Below are 17,924 nucleotides of genomic sequence, written 5' to 3'. Positions count from 1 at the left end.
CCGGGAGATCCTTAGGCGCGAGTGTCGCCGTGCGGTACGGCCGTGCCGTCGTCCTGTGGCGACTCGGCGAGATGCGCGGCCCTTCCCACCACGTAGGCGGCGACCGCCGCCGTCACCACCTGGTAGACGGCGACCAGGAGGATGACACCGGCGATCTTCCAGCTGGGGTCGCGCAGCCACATGGCGAGCAGGATGAGGTGCAGGCCGAGCACCTGGGGTTTGGTCGCCGCGTGCATGCGCGCCAGGGTGCCGGGGAACCTGACCATGCCGACCCCCGCCGCGAACGCCAGCGTCGCCCCCAGCAGCAGGCAGACGGCCGCGGCCACGTCCATCACGGCGCTCACCGGGCACGTCCCGTGAAGAACCTGGCCAGCGAGACCGAGCCGACGAATCCCAGCAGGGAGAGCACCAGCAGCACGGGCAGCACCGAGTACTCCCGGTAGACGGCCGCCCCCGCGCCGACCGCGCAGATGACGACGGCGGTGAGCACGTCAAGCGCGACGGCACGGTCCAGCATCGTCGGGCCGCGCACCAGCCGGTAGAGCGTCATCGCCGCCGCGACGGCGAGCATCGCCAGAACGATCAGGTAAACCGTCGTCATCGCACCTCCTCCTGGTCCGCTCGGGTACCGAAGGCGGCCACGATGCGCTTCTCCAGCCGGGTCACGTCGTCCTGGGTGATCCGGCGGACCGTCTCCAGGTCGCCGGAGATGCCGAGCACGTGGAGCAGGAGCTTCTTGTCCTGGGTGTTCGCCTCCAGCACCAGGCTGCCCGGCAGCGCCGACAGCGCCACCGTCACCAGCACCACCATCGGCTCCGACGAGGTGCGCAACCTCACCTCGACGATCTGGATCGGTGGTGGTTTGCCCAGTCTCAGCGCCCAGAAGATCACTCGGGAGCTGGAGACCACCATGTCCCGCATGAAGCGGACGATGAACCACGCGATGCCGAGGGGATGGAACCGGATGCCGGTGTCCTGGAGCGGCAGGGGCATCAGCCACACGAGGAGCAGCCCGACCAGCAGGCCCCCGAGCACGTTGCCCACGCTCAGGTCGCCCCAGAGCATCAGCCAGATCAGCGTCAGCCAGAGCACCTGCGGCAGCGGCACGGGCCTGCCCAGCAGCTTCAGCACCGTGAACGCCGGACGGGACTCGCTCATCGCCCACCGCCGAGCACCGCGGAGATGTACGGCTCGCGGGCCAGGAGTTCTTCCGCGGCCCGCTCGGACAGGGCGTGCAGCGGGCCGGCCAGGACGGTGAAGGACAGGGCGAGCGCCACCAGGGCGGCCGTGGAGGCGAACATGAGCTTCGGCAGGGTGACGGAGGTGACGATCGCCTCGTTCCCGTTCACGTTCGTGACCGGCGCTCCCTTCGGGTCCTCTCCGTCCCCGTTCTCCTGGGTCTCCAGCACGGTTCCCCCCTCGGTGACCATTCCCTCGGGCGGCACCCGCCAGAACGCCTTGTTCCAGGTGGTGGCCACCGCGTACAGGGTGAGCAGGCTGGTGACCAGTCCTCCGGCGACCAGGGTCATCGCCATCGGACCACCGTTGGCCACCCCGGCCTGGATCAGGCCGAGCTTGCCCAGGAAGCCCGACAGCGGTGGGATGCCCGCCAGGTTCATCGCGGGCACGAAGAACAGCACCGCGATCACGGGTGACAGTTTCGCCAGGCCGCCGAGTCTGTCCAGGGAGGTGGTGCCGGTGCGGCGTTCGATCATGCCGGTCACCAGGAACAGGCTCGTCTGCACGGTGATGTGGTGGGCGACGTAGAAGACGGCACCGGCCATGCCCTCGACGCTGAGCAGGGCGACTCCGAACACCATGTAGCCGATATGGCTGACCAGGGTGAAGGACAGCATTCGTTTTATATCGCTCTGCGCCACCGCGCCGAGCACCCCGACGAGCATGGTCAGCAGCGCCGCCCACATCAGCAGGTTGCTCACCGGTCCCCAGGGGAAGAGCAGCGCCTCCAGGCGGATGATCGAGTAGACGCCGACCTTGGTGAGCAGACCGGCGAAGAGCGCTGTCGCGGGAGCGGGCGCGGTCGGATACGAGTCGGGCAGCCACGCCGACATCGGGAAGATCGCGGCCTTGACCGCGAAGACCAGCAGGAGCATCAGCTCGATCAGCAGCCTGATGTGCTCGGGCAGGACCGCGAACCGCTCGGCCAGCTGCGCCATCGACACGGTGCCCGTGGCGCCGTAGGTCACCGCGATCGCGACGAGGAAGAGCAGTGAGGAGGCGAGTCCCACCACCGTGTAGGTGGCGCCCGCCCGGATGCGGGACTCGGTCCCGCCGAAGGTGAGCAGCACGTACGAGCCGCCGAGCAGCATCTCGAACCCGACGAAGAGGTTGAACAGGTCACCGGAGAGGAAGGCGTCCGACACTCCGGCGACCATGATCAGGTAAGCCGGGTGGAAGATCGAGAGCGAGGCCTTGTAGTCCTGGTCCGCCCAGGACTGGGAGAGCGAGTAGATCATCACGCAGAGCGTCACCGCGGAGGAGACCGCGAGCATCAGCGTGGAGAGCCGGTCGGCGACGAGCGCGATGCCGATCTCCGCGCTCCAGCCCCCGATGTGGGCCACCAGCGGGCCGTCCTGGTCCGCCGCGAACAGCAGGACCAGCGAGACGACCAGCACCACCGCGAGCGTGCCCACGCTGATCAGCGCCTGGAGTTTGCGCAGCCTGCTGCCGATGGCCAGCTTGAGGCCGACGGCGAGCAGTGGCAGCACCACGGGCACCGGGATGAGTGCCTCCATCAGTCCTCCTCCCCCTCGAGCTCGGGATCCTGCGCCCTGGCCTGTCGGGCACGGTCCTCCCGGATCGCGGCGCGCATCTGCCTGCGCGCGTCGCGCTGACGGACGCGGAGCCGCTTGCGGATCTCGCGCTCGCGCGCGGCCTGCTCGCGCTCTCTGCGGGCGAACTCGGCACGCACCTCACTGAGGCGTCTTTCCCGCTCCTCCTTGGAGAGGTCTTCGGCCTGCTGGGCCTCGGCGAACCGCTCGGCGAGCCGTTCCGCGGACAACTCGTCGTTCTTGTGCGCCTGCAGCCAGCGGCCCAGGTCGGCGTTGACGTCGAGGATCCGCTGCTCCAGTTCTTCGGCCTCCCTGCGCTCCCACTCGTTGTGCTCCTCCTCCAGCCGGGCCAGCTCGGCCCGCTGCTCAAGGACGAGCTGCTGGTAGGCCGCCTGACGGTCGAGCACGGCCTGGCCCAGCTCACCCCACCTGGCGCGCAGCCGCACCCGGCGGTCCTCGGTGTCGTCCTGCACCTCGTCGGCTCCGGTGAGCTGCCAGGACCTGTGGATCATGCCGAGCAGGAAGGCGGTGACGCCCAGCGTGATGACGATGGCGGTGAGCACCATGACCTGCGGCAGCGGGTCGGCCATCCGCTCCGGCTCCGCCGTGCCCAGGATCGGCGGCGCTCCCGGTGGCCCGCCCACGGTGAGAATGAGCAGGTTCACCCCGTTGCTGAGCATGATGACGCCGGCGAGCAGCCGGACCAGGCTTCTCTCCAGCAGCAGCGTGACCCCCGCGGCCACGAGCACGGCGACCACCAGGAGCGGCACTACGGGCGCGGTCACCGGCTCTCCTCCTCGTCGATCTGCCGATCCAGCTCCGAGCCCAGGCTGCGCAGGATGTCCCGCACCATGCCGATCACCGTGATGTAGACGCCGATGTCGAACAGGAGCACCGTCGACAGGTGCAGCTTGCCGACCAGCGGGACGTACAGATCGGCGGCGAGCATGTCCAGCGCCCCGGCGCCCGCGACCAGCCCCACCAGCGCGGTGAGCGTGGACAGCAGGAGCCCCAGGCCGATCAGCACCCCGGGAGCGGCCGGCGCGGCTGCGGCCAGCTCGTGCCTGCCTCCGGCGAGATAGCGCAGGACCAGGGCGAGACCGGCCACGATGCCTCCGGCGAACCCGCCGCCCACCGCGCTGTGCCCGGTGAACAGCAGGAAGATCGAGACCAGCATCACGGTGTGGAAGGTCACCCTGGCGACGAACTCCAGGATCACCATCCGCTGTCCCTCGGGCTGGGTGTTCGCCAGCCAGTACGTCCTGGGCTTCTCCTCGTCGGCTCTCTGCTGCGGGGGCTGCGTCGCGTGCGCCCGGCTGCGCAGGAAGACCAGGCCGGTCATGCCGAGGGTGAGGACGACGAGGACGGAGCTCTCCCCCATGGTGTCCCAGGCTCTGATCTCGACGAGGAGCGCGCTCACGATGTTGGCGGCCCCCGCCTCCTGCGCCGCCTCGGCCATCAGCGTGCCGACCGGTATCGCCTGCCGCGCGTTCATCGCGAACATGCCGGCCCCGGCCACCACGAGACCGCTCACGATGCCGAGGGTGAGCCGCACGCCGAACGACAGCCGGCCCCGGTCCTCCCTCGGCCCGAGGGGGAGTCTCCGCAGCACCAGCACGAACACGACCAGGCTCAGCGTCTCGACGAGGAACTGGGTGAGCGCGAGGTCGGGCGCGCCGTGGACGAGGAAGAGCAACGCCGTGCCGTACCCCGTCAGACCGGCCAGCAGCACGAGCACGACGTGCGAGCGCATCCGGAGCGCGACGGCCGCCGCGGCGACGATGAGCACGCCGATGACGGGCTGCTCGATGCGGTCCCAGACCACCATGTCCAGCCCGAGGTCGAATCCGGGGCCGTAGCTCAGTGAGAAGACCCCCACCGCCGCCACCGAGACGAACGCGATCGTGAGGTAGTCGGGCAGCGAGCCGCGCTGGACGACGCCGGTCAGCTGCAGGGAGAAGCGTTCCAGCCCGCGGACCAGTGCCCAGTAGGACCGGCCGGAGTCGATCACGTGCAGGGACTCCCCGACCCGCGCCACCGGTTCCCTGAACCGGAACAGGAGCGCTCCGCCCGCCAGCGCGAGGGCCGAGAGCAGCAGCGGCACCAGGGCGCCGCTCCACAGCGCGAGGTGGGTGCCGTGACCGGGCCCGGCGAAGGTGTCGGTGTAGCTCTCCATCGCCCCGCCGTACAGGGCGGCGAACGGGGCGGCGGCGAGGCCGAGCGCGGAGAGCAGCGCGGGCGGCACGAACTCCGCGGCGCCGAAGGAGCGCACGTCCACCGGCTCGACACCGGGCTTGGCGGCGAAGGCGCCCCACACGAAACGCGCGCTGTAGCCGGCGGTGAGCGCGGAGCCGAGGACGATCCCGGCGAGCACCGCCGTGTCGATGCCCCGCCCGGTCATCAGCGACTCGAAGGCCGCCTCCTTGCCGACGAACCCCAGGAACATCGGGATGCCGGCCATCGAGGCGGCGGCCCCGGTGCCGACCGCGGCCAGCCAGGGTGCCGAGCGCCGCAGACCGCTCAGCCTGCGCAGGTCGCGGGTGCCGGTGGAGTGGTCGACGACGCCGACGACCAGGAAGAGGGAGGCTTTGAACAACGCGTGCGCGAGCAGCATCCCGACCCCGGCGATCGCGGCGTCGCGGGTGCCCGCGCCGAACAGCACCGTCAGGAAACCCAGCTGGCTCACCGTGCCGTAGGCGAGCAGCTTCTTGAGGTCGTGCTCGCGCAGCGCCCGCCAGGCGCAGAACAGCATGGTGAGCAGGCCCAGGGGTACGGCGGTCCACCACCAGGCGGCGAGCTCCCCGAAGGCGGGGCCCAGGCGGGCGAGCAGGTAGACGCCCGCCTTCACCATCGCCGCGGCGTGCAGGTAGGCCGAGACCGGGGTCGGCGCGGCCATCGCGGCGGGCAGCCACATGCTGAACGGGAAGACCGCCGACTTCGACAGCGCTCCGATCAGGATCAGCACCACCGCGACCGCCGTCAGGCCACCGGACGGCGGGCTCTGCACGATCTGCGAGATGCGGTACGTTCCCGCCGACTCGCCGAGTATGATCATGCCGCCCAGCATCGCGAGGCCACCGGTGGTGGTGACGATCAGCGCCTGCATCGCGGCTCTGCGGCTGCTTCTGCTCGCGGGATCGTGACCGATCATCAGGTAGGAGAAGACCGTGGTCAGCTCCCAGAACACGAACAGCAGCAGCAGGTCGTCCGCGACCACCAGCCCGAGCATCGCCCCGGCGAAGGCGACGAGCACCCCGGCGAACAGGCCGAGCCCCTCGCTGCCCGCGGAGAAGTAACGCGAGCAGTACAGCACGACCAGGGTGCCCACGCCGGTGACCAGGGCCATCATGAGCAGGGCGAGCGCGTCGACGCGGAAGGAGAGTCCCATGCCGAGGCCGGGCGCCCAGTCGTGGTGCGACTCGACGGGGATGCCGGTGAGGGCGATCCAGATCGTGTAGACGAATCCGCAGGCGGGTGGCACGGCGAGCAGGAAGAACGCGTTCCTGCCGAAGCGGCGTACCAACGCCGGAGCGAGCATCGCCGCCACGGCGTGCAGGATCAGCAGCGGCTCCATGTTCCCCCGTGACCCGTCGTGGCAGACGTACGCCAGGATCCTAGAAGGCCCGACTTTGACAGGTCAAACTCGCGGGCCGCCTGGTCCGGGGGCGCCCGCCCGCCACCGATCCATGATCAACTTTATGAGCATTCCTGCTGGCAGGGCCATTCACATCTCCGGCGGCGCGGGCGAAGGAAACGATCACCCTGCTCCGGCTGTGAGCGACATCACCGCTTTCCGCCGCCACGGCCGAGCAACCAGCCGATCACCGCGCCGCCGAGCGCGACGCCCGCGCCCATCCCGAAGGCGGCCAGGAGCGACCAGGCGGGGACTCCCGACGTGGTCTCCCTGGGCGGGACCGGGCGCTCGAAGACGTGCGCGGCTCCGGCCTGGCCCGCCCCGGCCGACGATGCCGGCGTGGCGGACGAGAGGGCGGCGGGTGCGGCGAGCGAGGATTCGTCGCCCGGCGCGATCTCGGCGAGGGCGTGGCCGGCGGGAACGGCGGGAACCGCTCCGGAGGCGAGATGGCTCTCCACCGCGGAGAAGAACTCCCCCGCGGTCTTCCTCGCGACGGAGCCGAGCATGCGCTGGCCGACGCCGCCGATCATGCCCCCGATCACGGCCTCGGCGTCGTAGTCGACCCGGGTGCCGCCCTCGACCTCGCTGAGGCGGATCTCCACGGTGGCGTCCACGGTTCCCGGAGCGCCCTGGCCCCGGGCCCTGAGCACGAACCGTTCCGGTGCCTCGGGGTCCGACAGGGCGACCTCGCCCTGGTAGACGCCCTTGATGGAGGCCACCCCCGCGGTGACGGTCATCCGGTAGGTGTCCGGCCCCGTCTCCTCAAGGCGCTCGCACCCCGGGATCGTGCGTACGAGCACGGCCGGGTTCTGGAGCGCTGACCACACACGATCTCTGTCGATGCCGAGCACGGCACTGCCTGCGAGCTTCACACCAAGCACCATAGGCAATCGCCGGTCGGGCGGATAACAGCAACATCTGCCCGCCGCCGCGCCCCGCCCTTGTCAGTGCTGTGTCAGTGCTGTGTCAGTGCTGCGCCGACGCCGTGGACGCAGCCTCGGCGTCCCGGGCGGGGCCTTCGCGCCTGCGGAACGCGGGCCCCCGCCCGGGACGGGCCGAACGCGAGGCCCCGCGGGACGGGCCGAACCGACCGATCCGAACGGACTAGCCGGGCGCGGGACTCTTCACCCGCAGGGACTCGCCCACGTCGTGCAGGTGGCGCAGCGCCTGCGCGTACGAGCTGACGATCCCGGACTCCAGGTAGTCGACCCCCACTTCCTCGCAGTACGCCCGGACGATCGGCTGGGCGCGGCGCAGGTTGGGCATCGGCATGCTCGGGAAGAGGTGGTGCTCGATCTGGTAGTTGAGCCCGCCGAGGACGACGTCGAGGAGCACGCCGCCGCGCACGTTGCGCGAGGTCAGCACCTGGCGCCGCAGGAAGTCGAGCTTGTCCTCGCCCCTGAGCATCGGCATGCCCTTGTGGTTGGGGGCGAAGGTGCAGCCCAGGTAGACGCCGAAGATCGCCTGGTGCAGGAGGAAGAAGACCACCGCCTTGGCGGGAGACAGCACCGCGAACAGCGCGCCCACGTACAGGACGGCGTGCACGACCAGCAGCGAGGCCTCCAGCACGCGGTTCTTCATCGTCGGGCGCGCCAGCGCCCGGACGCTGGACACGTGGAGGTTGAACCCCTCGAGCGTGAGCAGCGGGAAGAACAGGAACGCCTGCCAGCGGCCCATGAACCTGGGCAACCCCTTGCTGACGGCGGCCTGTTCGGGTGACCAGAGCAGGAAGTCGGGGCTGACGTCGGGATCGTGGTCCTCGTGGTTGGGATTGGCGTGGTGACGGGTGTGCTTGTCCATCCACCAGCCGTAGCTCATGCCGATGGCGAGGTTTCCCGCCACCAGTCCGGCGAGCTGGCTGGAGCGGCGGGAGCGGAAGACCTGACGGTGGGCCAGGTCGTGGGCGACGAGCCCGATCTGAGCGAACACCACCGCGAGGAAGGCCGCCACCAGCAGCTGGTACCACGAGTCGCCGAGGGCGAAGAAGGCGGCCCAGCCGCCGACGAAGGCCGCGGCGACCAGGCCGAGTCGCGCGGCGTAGTAACCGGGGCGCCGGTCGAGCAGACCGGCTTTGGCGATCCGGCGCGACAGGCGGGCGAAATCACTGCCCCGCTCCCCGTTTGCCGGGATGGCGGGAAGGTCCTCGTCATCGATCGCGGTTGAGTTGGACACGCTTCTCCTCAAATGGGCCGGATCATTCGACATGATTGCGTCAGCAAGGAGGGGCACAGATCTGCGTCAACCAAGCAGGACGGCCATCTTAGGATTGCGCGGTAGCTGTGATCACAAACCCCCGCTTCCACCCCAGCTTGTGGTAGTGCTGACCCTACCCCGGCAAATATACGGATTTAGGGGTTGCCGCAGGGTAGTCATGGAAGTAATCACATTCGCCGCTTTCAGCGGCGTTAGGCCGGGCTCCCGGCTGCTGGCAGGATGGTCGCCCATGGCATCGGGGACATACTGGACGGTCAGAACGGCGGCGGCGACGGCTCTGGCGGTGAGCGCCGGGTGTGCCACCGGCCTCGACGGTGCGGGCGAGGACGGTGCCACCTCCGCGCCGGGCGCCTCCCGAGCCTCGAAGCCCTCCTCAGGAGAGCAGGCGGTGAGACCGACAGGACCTCCCGGGGTGAGGCCCAGGCCGGGCGAGGTGGGCAGGATCCCCCGCCCCGGCGACGGCCTGCCTCCGGTGATCAGCTCCATTCCCACCAAGCGGAAGGTCGTCTTCCTCACCATCGACGACGGCTGGGAGCAGGACCCCGGTTTCGTGGCGCGAATCCGGGACCAGCGGATTCCCGTGGCGGCCTTCGTCACCCGCGACGCCGTGGAGGCGAGGGGCGCGGCCGACCCGACCGCACAGGGCGGCAGATACCTCGGTGCGGGCAAGTGGGGGTACGTGCGCGACCTGCGCGACGCGGGGGCGACGATCGAGAACCACACGCTGACCCACCCGAACCTGCCGGCGCTCGGCTACGAGGGCCAGAAGGCCGAGATCTGCGGCGTCTCCAAGCTGATCCGCAGGCACACCGGCACCACCCCCACCCTGTTCCGCCCGCCGTTCGGCAACCACAACACCCTCACCCGCAGGGCCGCCAAGGCCTGTGGCATCGACGCGCTCCTGCTCTGGACCGCGACCGTGCAGCCGGGCGGGAAGATCGCCTACCAGGTGCCCGACAAGAAGCTCCGCCCCGGAGACGTCCTGCTGCTGCACTTCCGTCCGAATCTCGCCCGCGACTTCGGGATCCTCGTCGCGAAGATCAAGCGCCGGGGCTTCGAGATCGGCAACCTCGACGCGTATCTGGAGGCCGCGACCCGCTGAGCGATCTCGGCGCACAGCGGGAGGCCGCGACCCGCCGAGTGATCTCGGCCGCGTGCCGGACAGCGGGTCCACCGCCCGGCGTAACCCTCCAAGCGATCTCGGCCGCGTACCGGACGGCGGGTCCACCGCCCGGCGTACCCGGAAATCCCCCAGGAGACGGACGTCCCGGAGAGGGCGCCCGGCCCATCATTGAGCCACGCCCCGGGGGGAAGCGGGCGCGGGGATCGCCGGGCCCGGCGGAACACATGTCCTGCGCGCGAGGGGCGCCCGAGAGGGGATTCTCGGGGGCACGAGGAAGATCCGGCGTCGCGAGCCGACAGAGACGATCTTGGTTCGACGGAGAAGTGCGGTCTCCCACCGGGCCATGTGACAAAGATCGCAGCGGTTCGCGGCGCCTCTCCCTCCCGTTGCTCTACAAGCCGTAGTACTACTAGTAGTAGAACTACGAGTCGTAGAGCTCCTGGCCCGCGAAGGGAACGCAAGGGGAAGATGGACGCACTAGACCTGGCCCGGTGGCAGTTCGGGGTGACCACCGTGTACCACTTTCTGTTCGTACCCCTCACGATCGGTCTCGGCGTCTTCGTGGCCGGCCTGCAGACCGCCTGGCACCGGACGGGCAAGGAGCACTACCTGCGGCTCACGAAGTTCTTCGGGAAGCTCTTCCTGATCAACTTCGCGATGGGCGTGGTGACCGGCATCGTGCAGGAGTTCCAGTTCGGCATGAACTGGAGCGAGTACTCGATCTTCGTGGGCGACGTCTTCGGCGCGCCGCTCGCCCTGGAGGCACTGCTCGCGTTCTTCCTGGAGTCGACCTTCATCGGCCTGTGGATCTTCGGCTGGGACAGGCTCCCCAAGCGCGTCCACCTCGCCACCATCTGGGCCGCGGTCATCGGGTCCAACCTGTCGGCGTACTTCATCCTCGCCGCCAACGCCTGGATGAAGCACCCGGTCGGGTACGAGGTGGTCGACGGCAAGGCCAGGATGACGGACCTGTGGGCGGTGCTCACCAACTCCGCGGCGCTCGCCCAGGTGCCCCACGTGATCGCCGGAGCCTTCGTCGTGGCGGGCGGCTTCGTGCTCGCGATCTGCGGCTACCACCTCCTGCGCGAGCGCCGCACCGGCGCCGGCGCGCTCCCGGGTGCCGGCACGGCCTCGGTGACGGCGCCGCGTGGCGGCCCGAGCATCTGGCGGACCCCGATGCGGGCCGCGCTGCTGATGACGGCGATCGCCGGGGCCCTCGTCGCGGGCAGCGGCGACATGTCGGCCAAGCTGCTGTACGAGCAGCAGCCCATGAAACTCGCCGCCGCGGAAGGACTGCGGCACGACACCGCCGGCGCGGCGTTCTCGCCCGTCCCCGGGATCGAGGTGCCCATGCTGCTCAGCTTCCTGTCCACCGGCGACCCGAACGCCGTGGTCCAGGGCACCGAGGACCTGCAGGCGCGGTACGAGGAGCGGTTCGGCCCCGGTGACTACCGGCCCAACCTGCCGGTGGTCTTCTGGTCCTTCCGCGTGATGATCGTCTTCGGTCTGTCCACGGTGGCCCTTTCCGTGCTCGGTCTCTGGCTCACCCGCCGCAGGCGGCGCGGCACCCCCCTCGCCCCCCGGGAGATCCCCACCTGGTTCGCCCGGTTCTGCGTGCTCGCGTTGCCACTGCCGACCGTCGCGATGATCGCCGGTTGGCTGCTCAGCGAGATCGGCCGCCAGCCGTGGACCGTCCAGGGCGAACTCCTCACGGCCGCGAGCGTCTCGCCGGGCGTCAGCCTGGCCGAGGTGGCCGTCTCGCTCGCGGTCTTCACGGCGCTGTACGGCGCGCTCGCGCTGGCCGAGGCGGTACTGCTCACGCGCCACGTCAAGGCGGGTCCCGAGCCCGCCGCCCCCGCCGCTCCCCTCGCGCCGCCGCCCTCACGCGACGACGAGGACGCGGACGCCCGGCTCCAGCCGACCCTCATGTACTGAAGGCGACGACGATGGAACTCACCACCTTCTGGTTCGCGGTCATCGCGTTCCTGTGGACCGGCTACTTCGTGCTGGAGGGCTTCGACTTCGGCGTGGGCATGCTGGCACCCGTACTGGCGAGGAACGAGGCCGAGCGCAAGCAGGTCCTGGGCACGATCGGCCCGGTCTGGGACGGCAACGAGGTCTGGCTGATCACCGCGGTCGGCGCCATGTTCGCCGCCTTCCCCGCCTGGTACGCCGGACTGCTCAGCGAGTTCTACCTGCCGATCGTGCTGGTCCTCGTCGGGCTGATCGTGCGCGGCGTCGGCCTGGAGTGGCGCGGCAAGGTCCAGCACGCCTCCGACCGCGTCTGGTGCGACCTGGGCGTGCTGGTCGGCAGCGCCCTGCCCGCGTTCCTGTGGGGCGCGGTCTTCGCCGATCTGCTGCGGAGCAGCGCGGCGGCCGCCCTCGTCGGCGGAGTGTTCTCGCTCTCGGTGTGCGTGCTGCACGGGGCGGTGTTCGTCGCGCTCAAGACCACGGGACCGGTGCGCTCCCGTGCCCGGCGCACCGCCCTGATCGCCTCCGTGGTGGCACTGCCCGCCGCGGTGGCGGCGCTGTCGACCATTCCCGTCGCGACCACGACGATCGACGCGTGGTCGGCGGCCCCGTGGCTGTGGGCGGCCTCGCTCGCCGCGATGGCGGCCCTCGCCGCCGGAATCGCGCTCACCTGGCGCGGCCGGGACGGCTGGGCCTTCGCCGCCACGGCCTCGTCCATCGCGCTGGGCGGCGCCGCCCTGTTCGGCGCCCTGTGGCCCGCCCCTTTCCCCGGCCTCACCGTCGCCGAGGCCGCCTCGGGCCCGTACACGCTGGGCGTGCTGACCTGGATCGGCCTCATCGCGCTGCCGTTCGTGCTCGGCTACCAGGCCTGGTCGTACTGGGTCTTCCGCAAGCGCCTGGTCGCCGAGGTCTCCTGAGAACACCGGCCACCCCGACCCGGCCGCCCCGGGCAGCCGCCTCAGTGCAGGCCGAGCCTGGCGAGCGGCTCGACGAGTTCCCTCTCCTCGTAGGACAGGTGCGACAGGAGCGTGTCGCTCAGCAGGTCCATCGCGCCCCGCAGGGCCTTGTGACCGTCGGGTTCGGAGACGAAGGCGACCAGCGCCCGGTCGACGTCTTCGAGGACCTCGTGGATGGCGTGGTGCTCCTGCTCCAGCCGGTCGACGACGGGCACCAGCCCGGGGTCCGCGCGGCGCAGACGAGGGAAGAGGCTCTGGTCCTCGATGGTGTGGTGGGTCGTGACGACCCGGCAGTAGGACTCGCAGTACGCGCCGACCGTCCAGTTGTTCTGGCGCATCGTCATCGCGTTGATGTGCGAGCGCGCGATGCCGGGATCCATCGCTCCGGAGGTGACCTCCTCGACGAGCCGCCGTACCTCGGCCAGTTCCTGGCGGAGGTGGTCGTGGACGTCGACGAGATGGCGTCCCGCCGCCTGCTCCCTGGGGGTGTAGGTGCGGGCCGGGTCGGGAGCGGGACCGGTGGGCCGGGTGGTCTCGTCCCAGACCCGGACATCGGAGAGCCGGGTGCCGTCGTCCGGGGTCGGCGTGACCCCCAGGGCGGGAGGGACCCCGCCGCCGAGAGCGGCGACGGGCGCGGGGTGGGCGGTGACGTCCGGTGACACGCTCCGCGCGATCTCCGCACTCACCCCGGTGGGCCGGCCCGCGCCGGTGGCCGCAGGCGAACCGGCACGCTCGGCGTCCACGAGTTCGCGTACGGCGGGGACGACCTCGGCGGCGAACCGCCGGATGTCGTCGGGGTCGTCACTCGCGAGGATGTAGGCGCTCATCCCCTGGTCCAGGGTGAGCTCGGCGAGCTGCTCGGCCCACACGCCCGCGGGTCCCTGGAGGAAGGCGCGGCCGGAGCCGGTGAAGGTGCCGCCGATGTTGTACAGGCGCCGGATGTCGGCGGGTGAGCGTCCCGCGCCGAGAGCGGCCTCGTCGATGATCGCGTTCATCGCCGGGAGCGCGTCCAGGCCGGCGTAGGCGTGGCTGGGCAGCCAGCCGTCCGCGAGCCTGCCGGTCATGTCGAGCATGCGCCTCTTGTAGGCCCCCAGCCAGATGCCGACGTCGTGGACGGGGGCCGGACCGGGGTGTGCCCCCCGCACGCGGTGGTGGCCGCCGTCCACCCGCACGGCTCTGCCCCCTGCCTCCCACATGGCCCGGATGACCTCGATGCCCTCCTCAAGCGCGTCGACCCCCTGGGCCGCGGTCAGCCGCGGGCCACCGAGAGCGGCGATACCGTCCCAGAAGGCGCCCGCTCCCAGCCCGAGCTCGACGCGGCCACCGCTGAGGATGTCCAGGGTCGCGACGCTGCGGGCGAGCACCGCGGGCGGGCGCAGGGGCAGGTTCGCCACGTTCGGCGACACTCGCAGCGTCGAGGTGCCGGCCGCGATGACCGAGAGCAGGGTCCACGTGTCGAGGAACCGCGCCTGGTACGGGTGGTCCTGCACGGTCACCAGGTCCAGCCCCACCTGCTCGGTGAGCCTGGCGAGCGCGACGACCCTCTCGGCCTGGTCGGCCACCGGTGTCAGGAATGTCCCGAACAACAACTCGTGCCGGTAGTCGGGCATGTCTCTCCTCGGTGCGTCATCTCGGATGCGCGACACACGTCCCTTCCGGACGCGCGGCACCGCGATGGTGCGGCAGGACAGATCGTATGTAAAACAGATGAATTGTCAAACAGAAGGTCTCGCTAACCGTCGATCCTGGTAACCTCGTGACATGCCCGCGCCCCGACCCACCAGTGCCGAGACCCAGGACGCCCTGGACAGCGATTTGGGCTGGACCCTCGGAGTCGTCTTCCGCGCCTACGTCAGGACGGCGAACGCGCTGGTCAGCCACCTCCCCGGCGGCCCGCGCGGTTACCAGGTGCTCGCCGCGGCGGCCCAGGGACTCCCCGGCGGCCAGGGCGCGCTGGCACAGCGTCTCGGCGTCGACAAGACCGTCATGACCTACCTGCTCGACGACCTGGAGAAGGCCGGGCTGGTCGAGCGCCGCCCCGACCCCGCCGACCGGCGCAACAAGCGCGTCGTCGCCACCGAGCGGGGCAGGGCGGCCTGGGTCGACACACAGACCCGGCTGGAGCACGCCGAAGACCATGTGCTGGAGCCGCTGGACCCCGCCGACCGCTCGGTGTTCCGGGAGCTGCTGCGCAGGCTCGCCGCCCGGGCCGACAGCCTCGACCCGGAGCACAACACCTGCCGGCTCGTCGAGGAGCTCGCCCCGGAAAGCGTCCCCTCGGCATCGGCCGCCCCCGCCAAGCCGCGACGCTCCCCCCGCCGCTGACCACCGGCCGTCGCGAGCGCCCGTGAGCACGCTCGCGAGGCCGCCGGAGGATCGGTGGGCATGAAGAGAACCAGGCGCCGAGAACCCGCCGAACCGGGCGCACCGAAGATCCGGAGAAGCCGTTCCGGGCCGGGGACGCACCCACCCCCGGCCCGGAACCGCCCCGGACGCGACTCAGCCGACGGACAGGATCAGCGTGGAACTGTAGGCGGAAGACGCTCCCGCGCCGAATCGCTGGTCGTTCACCACCGATCCGTAACCGGCGCCGCTCGCCCAGTGAAACGTCATCACCGGCCGGTTCCCGCTGAAGTCGATGTTGCCCACCATCTCGGTGAAGTTACTGCTGCCACCGATCCGCGACGAACCGTTCGCCGCGAAGACCCAGCTGTTCCCCTGCCTCTGGAACCGGCCGCGCAGCGGATAGAGGTCCGTGCGCACGTTGGTGGTGTTGAAGGCGAACGTGCCGTTTCCCGAGAAGACCCACACCGCGTTCCTGACGCGCGAGAGCGCGCTGTTCGCCCAGGCGGGCTGCCCCTTCAGCTGCTGGAACCGGGTGACCCTCGCCGTACGGAAGCGGTAGGGGAAGGCGGCACTCACCACCTGCCCGGACCCGGTGGGCGCGCTCGCCCCGGCCTGTCCCGACGCGGACGCCTGCGCGGCAGGAGCCGACACCACGGCCCCGGTGAGCAACACCCCCGCGGCGAGCGCCCTCGCCACCCTTCCCCTGCTCCTCCCGGTCCGGGCCCTCCTGCTCCACGTCCCGTCCTCGTCCGCCCTCGCCCTCGCCCTCGCCCTCGCCCGGATTCGACTCCTCGACCCCATGAAATCCATGCCGATCTCCCTCCCGGCACCCTCTCCACCCTGTCTCCCACCCGGCGGCAGAAGATGCATTCCTGACTACAGGAGTAGCGTAAAGCGAAATCTTCCTTTCCCGAAAGACGGAGGGCAATACGATCTGGAGAAGCAACAGAAAACGAGAGAAAGAGCCAGATCAACCCGACCACCAGCTCAGAGCAACGTACTATTTGTCGGTATTGTAATTAATTTATCTGACTATATTTTTGTCGCCTTGGAAACCAGACGAGAGCTCCTGCACACATCTCCACGAAAGCGCGATTGACCTCAAGAAGACTTGAGGTTGAAGACTGACCCCCATGGCCTCCCTCATGGACATCGGAGTGATCCTGCCCAGCGTCGCCGTACAGCGAGAGCAGCGGCTCGACCTGGGCACCGCCGCACGGCACGCGGAGCAGGTAGGGCTGGACGGCGTCTGGCACGGCGACCATCTGGCCACCGGAACGGCGTCACTGGACTGCGCCGTGGCGCTCGCCGTCGCGGCGGGGGCGACCGCGCGGATCAGGGTCGGGGCGAGCGTGTTCGTCCCGGCGATCCGCCCCCTGGCGTGGGCGGCCAAACAGGTCGCGAGCCTGCAGCACGTCTCCGGCGGACGGCTGGTCCTGGGCGTCGGCTCCGGCGGCGGCCCCGGGCAGTGGGCGGCGGCCGGAGTGCCGTACGGGGAGCGCGGCAGGCGCACCGACACCGCGCTGGAGCTGCTCGCGCGGCTACTGGCCGGGGAGACCGTCGCACTGGTGGACGAGCCGGGAGAGGTACGGCTCGAACCGGCCGTGACGCCCCCGCCGATCTGGGTCGGCAACGCGTCGGCGGTGGCCGTTCGACGCGCGGCCCGCCACGGGGACGGCTGGTTCCCCTCGATGATCCCCCCGTCGGAGGTGGCCTCGGGCAGGGCCACGCTCGCCGAGCTCGCCGCCTCCCACGGACGCCCGGAGCCGGTCGTCGCCATCGGCGCCACCGGCGTCCTCGGCACGGCTCCCGGACTGCCCACCCTCGATGCCATCGCCTCGCGCATCACCGGATACGGCATCCCCATGGAGAAGGCCGTGCGTCTGCCCCTCACCGGCGAACCCGCGCAGGTGGCCGAGCGGCTCGCCGCCTACCGCGAGGCCGGGGCGCGTCACGTGGTCCTGGGGTTCGCGGGAGGCGACTGGCGCGAGCAGTGCGACCTCCTGGCCGAGACCCGCACCCTCCTGCCCTGACCACCTCGATGAGGGCTCGGCGCCCTCTTCGGCCGACGCCGCTGCGGCGACGCGGGCGGCGGTCGTCAGCCGGGCTGGCTGTTGTCCTTGAGCGCGCCCCAGCCGTGCCAGTTCACGATCTCGATCCAGGCGCTGACCCGGCCGCGGTCCCGCTGGGGGTACGGCTTCCCCGTGTACTGACGGGACAGCCTGTCGATGTCGCTCAGATCCTTGTCGTCATACATCTCGGCGACGTTCCCGCTGATACTGACGTGGGTGTACCAGCCGTTCTCGTCGAGCACGGTGAGGGAGACGCGGGGATCACCGCGCATGTGGTCGAGCCGCCTGCGGCCCTCGTCCATGTTGACCAGGATCCGGCCGTCGTCCCAGAGATACCAGGTGGCCGTGGACACCGGCCGTCCGTCGGGCCGAAGCGTGGTGATGACGGCGGGGTTCGGCTTCTTCAGCATCGCGACTGCCTCATCGGGAAGCGGCGGCTTTGACATGATCGCTCCTCTTCGTCTCCGTGCCCCTGCGATGCAGGTGACGCGTGCGGTTCACGAGATACATGCCCACGGTGCCATGTCGCGGACAACGACCGCCCCTCGGCCCTCCACACGCGGACCACCCCTTGCCTGACCTTGGCGTAATGCCCGCCAAGGTCAGGCAAGGGGGTTCGGTCACCGGTCCGCAGAGTGCGCCCTTCGGCCCGTGACACCTACCGGGACCCGACCGGAACCCATAATTCACATGCATATAAACGACTTTTAGGGCCACACTTATCGTCCGCCACTCGAAAATCGTGCACACATTTTCGCCACAGAAATTCGATCTGTTTCACCATTCCGCGAGGGAGGGACTTGTTTGGCAGGTGTG

General features: G+C 70.3%; 16 protein-coding genes. 5 read left to right on the top strand and 11 right to left on the bottom strand.

What is annotated here, in order from left to right:
- Window positions 1-11: 11 nt before the first annotated feature.
- From mnhG to ABT352_RS22065, 8 genes are all read right to left on the bottom strand, one after another.
- Complete coding sequence (gene mnhG, locus ABT352_RS22100) at window positions 12-344, bottom strand: monovalent cation/H(+) antiporter subunit G (RefSeq protein ID WP_350946763.1); 333 nt, start codon at window positions 342-344, stop codon at window positions 12-14.
- Window positions 341-601: an MrpF/PhaF family protein gene (locus tag ABT352_RS22095; RefSeq protein ID WP_350946762.1), complete on the bottom strand. Its 261-nt coding sequence runs from the start codon at window positions 599-601 to the stop codon at window positions 341-343. The genes mnhG and ABT352_RS22095 overlap by 4 nt, the downstream gene beginning before the upstream one ends.
- Window positions 598-1,158: a Na+/H+ antiporter subunit E gene (locus ABT352_RS22090; protein ID WP_350946761.1), complete on the bottom strand. Its 561-nt coding sequence runs from the start codon at window positions 1,156-1,158 to the stop codon at window positions 598-600. The genes ABT352_RS22095 and ABT352_RS22090 overlap by 4 nt, the downstream gene beginning before the upstream one ends.
- A complete protein-coding gene (locus ABT352_RS22085) occupies window positions 1,155-2,756 on the bottom strand; it encodes a Na+/H+ antiporter subunit D (protein WP_350946759.1) in 1,602 nt (533 codons plus the stop codon). The genes ABT352_RS22090 and ABT352_RS22085 overlap by 4 nt, the downstream gene beginning before the upstream one ends.
- Complete coding sequence (locus ABT352_RS22080; RefSeq protein WP_350946758.1) at window positions 2,756-3,577, bottom strand: Na(+)/H(+) antiporter subunit C; 822 nt, start codon at window positions 3,575-3,577, stop codon at window positions 2,756-2,758. The genes ABT352_RS22085 and ABT352_RS22080 overlap by 1 nt, the downstream gene beginning before the upstream one ends.
- Window positions 3,574-6,366, bottom strand: a complete 2,793-nt coding sequence (locus ABT352_RS22075) for a Na+/H+ antiporter subunit A (protein WP_350946757.1) — start codon at window positions 6,364-6,366, stop codon at window positions 3,574-3,576. The genes ABT352_RS22080 and ABT352_RS22075 overlap by 4 nt, the downstream gene beginning before the upstream one ends.
- A 209-nt stretch (window positions 6,367-6,575) precedes the next feature.
- Window positions 6,576-7,298 carry an SRPBCC family protein gene (locus tag ABT352_RS22070; protein ID WP_350946756.1) on the bottom strand — a complete coding sequence of 241 codons (723 nt, stop codon included), beginning with the start codon at window positions 7,296-7,298 and terminating at the stop codon, window positions 6,576-6,578.
- Window positions 7,299-7,530: 232 nt separating this feature from the next.
- Window positions 7,531-8,598, bottom strand: coding sequence for a fatty acid desaturase family protein (locus ABT352_RS22065; RefSeq protein WP_502992888.1), 1,068 nt, complete (start codon window positions 8,596-8,598; stop codon window positions 7,531-7,533).
- 271 nt (window positions 8,599-8,869) lie between these two features.
- On the opposite strand from ABT352_RS22065, the gene ABT352_RS22060 reads away from it, so the two are divergent.
- From ABT352_RS22060 to cydB, 3 genes are all read left to right on the top strand, one after another.
- Window positions 8,870-9,742, top strand: coding sequence for a polysaccharide deacetylase family protein (locus tag ABT352_RS22060; protein WP_350946755.1), 873 nt, complete (start codon window positions 8,870-8,872; stop codon window positions 9,740-9,742).
- 489 nt (window positions 9,743-10,231) lie between these two features.
- Window positions 10,232-11,698, top strand: coding sequence for a cytochrome ubiquinol oxidase subunit I (locus ABT352_RS22055; RefSeq protein ID WP_350946754.1), 1,467 nt, complete (start codon window positions 10,232-10,234; stop codon window positions 11,696-11,698).
- Between the two features lie 11 nt (window positions 11,699-11,709).
- The gene (gene cydB, locus ABT352_RS22050; RefSeq protein WP_350946753.1) at window positions 11,710-12,651 is read left to right on the top strand and encodes a cytochrome d ubiquinol oxidase subunit II; all 942 of its coding nucleotides are present in this window, start codon (window positions 11,710-11,712) and stop codon (window positions 12,649-12,651) included.
- Between the two features lie 41 nt (window positions 12,652-12,692).
- Here cydB and ABT352_RS22045 read toward each other — a convergent pair whose 3' ends face one another.
- On the bottom strand, window positions 12,693-14,300 hold the full coding sequence (locus tag ABT352_RS22045; RefSeq protein WP_350946752.1) for an LLM class flavin-dependent oxidoreductase: 1,608 nt from the start codon (window positions 14,298-14,300) through the stop codon (window positions 12,693-12,695).
- A gap of 151 nt (window positions 14,301-14,451) precedes the next feature.
- On the opposite strand from ABT352_RS22045, the gene ABT352_RS22040 reads away from it, so the two are divergent.
- A complete protein-coding gene (locus ABT352_RS22040) occupies window positions 14,452-15,015 on the top strand; it encodes a MarR family winged helix-turn-helix transcriptional regulator (RefSeq protein ID WP_350946751.1) in 564 nt (187 codons plus the stop codon).
- 174 nt (window positions 15,016-15,189) lie between these two features.
- Here ABT352_RS22040 and ABT352_RS22035 read toward each other — a convergent pair whose 3' ends face one another.
- The gene (locus tag ABT352_RS22035; RefSeq protein ID WP_350946750.1) at window positions 15,190-15,732 is read right to left on the bottom strand and encodes a hypothetical protein; all 543 of its coding nucleotides are present in this window, start codon (window positions 15,730-15,732) and stop codon (window positions 15,190-15,192) included.
- Window positions 15,733-16,169: 437 nt separating this feature from the next.
- Between ABT352_RS22035 and ABT352_RS22030 the strand changes: the two genes are divergently transcribed.
- Window positions 16,170-17,069 (top strand): LLM class flavin-dependent oxidoreductase, encoded by a 900-nt coding sequence (locus ABT352_RS22030; protein WP_350946749.1) that lies wholly within the window; start codon window positions 16,170-16,172, stop codon window positions 17,067-17,069.
- A 65-nt stretch (window positions 17,070-17,134) separates the two neighbouring features.
- Here ABT352_RS22030 and ABT352_RS22025 read toward each other — a convergent pair whose 3' ends face one another.
- Window positions 17,135-17,554 (bottom strand): PPOX class F420-dependent oxidoreductase, encoded by a 420-nt coding sequence (locus ABT352_RS22025; protein WP_350946748.1) that lies wholly within the window; start codon window positions 17,552-17,554, stop codon window positions 17,135-17,137.
- Window positions 17,555-17,924: the final 370 nt, after the last annotated feature.

It is taken from the genome of Streptosporangium sp. NPDC000563, from assembly GCF_040299985.1.
Lineage (GTDB): Bacteria > Actinomycetota > Actinomycetes > Streptosporangiales > Streptosporangiaceae > Streptosporangium.
Note: the sequence above shows the minus strand (reverse complement) of the source record. Positions and strands in the feature narration are given on the sequence as shown.

Bases quoted from the DNA above. Each gene is read 5' to 3' on its own strand.
- ABT352_RS22095 (WP_350946762.1), bottom strand. From the start codon at position 601: ATGACGACGGTTTACCTGATCGTTCTGGCGATGCTCGCCGTCGCGGCG.
- ABT352_RS22090 (WP_350946761.1), bottom strand. From the start codon at position 1,158: ATGAGCGAGTCCCGTCCGGCGTTCACGGTGCTGAAGCTGCTGGGCAGG.
- ABT352_RS22085 (WP_350946759.1), bottom strand. From the start codon at position 2,756: ATGGAGGCACTCATCCCGGTGCCCGTGGTGCTGCCACTGCTCGCCGTC.
- ABT352_RS22075 (WP_350946757.1), bottom strand. From the start codon at position 6,366: ATGGAGCCGCTGCTGATCCTGCACGCCGTGGCGGCGATGCTCGCTCCG.
- ABT352_RS22060 (WP_350946755.1), top strand. From the start codon at position 8,870: ATGGCATCGGGGACATACTGGACGGTCAGAACGGCGGCGGCGACGGCT.
- ABT352_RS22055 (WP_350946754.1), top strand. From the start codon at position 10,232: ATGGACGCACTAGACCTGGCCCGGTGGCAGTTCGGGGTGACCACCGTG.
- cydB (WP_350946753.1), top strand. From the start codon at position 11,710: ATGGAACTCACCACCTTCTGGTTCGCGGTCATCGCGTTCCTGTGGACC.
- ABT352_RS22045 (WP_350946752.1), bottom strand. From the start codon at position 14,300: ATGCCCGACTACCGGCACGAGTTGTTGTTCGGGACATTCCTGACACCG.
- ABT352_RS22040 (WP_350946751.1), top strand. From the start codon at position 14,452: ATGCCCGCGCCCCGACCCACCAGTGCCGAGACCCAGGACGCCCTGGAC.
- ABT352_RS22030 (WP_350946749.1), top strand. From the start codon at position 16,170: ATGGCCTCCCTCATGGACATCGGAGTGATCCTGCCCAGCGTCGCCGTA.
- ABT352_RS22025 (WP_350946748.1), bottom strand. From the start codon at position 17,554: ATGTCAAAGCCGCCGCTTCCCGATGAGGCAGTCGCGATGCTGAAGAAG.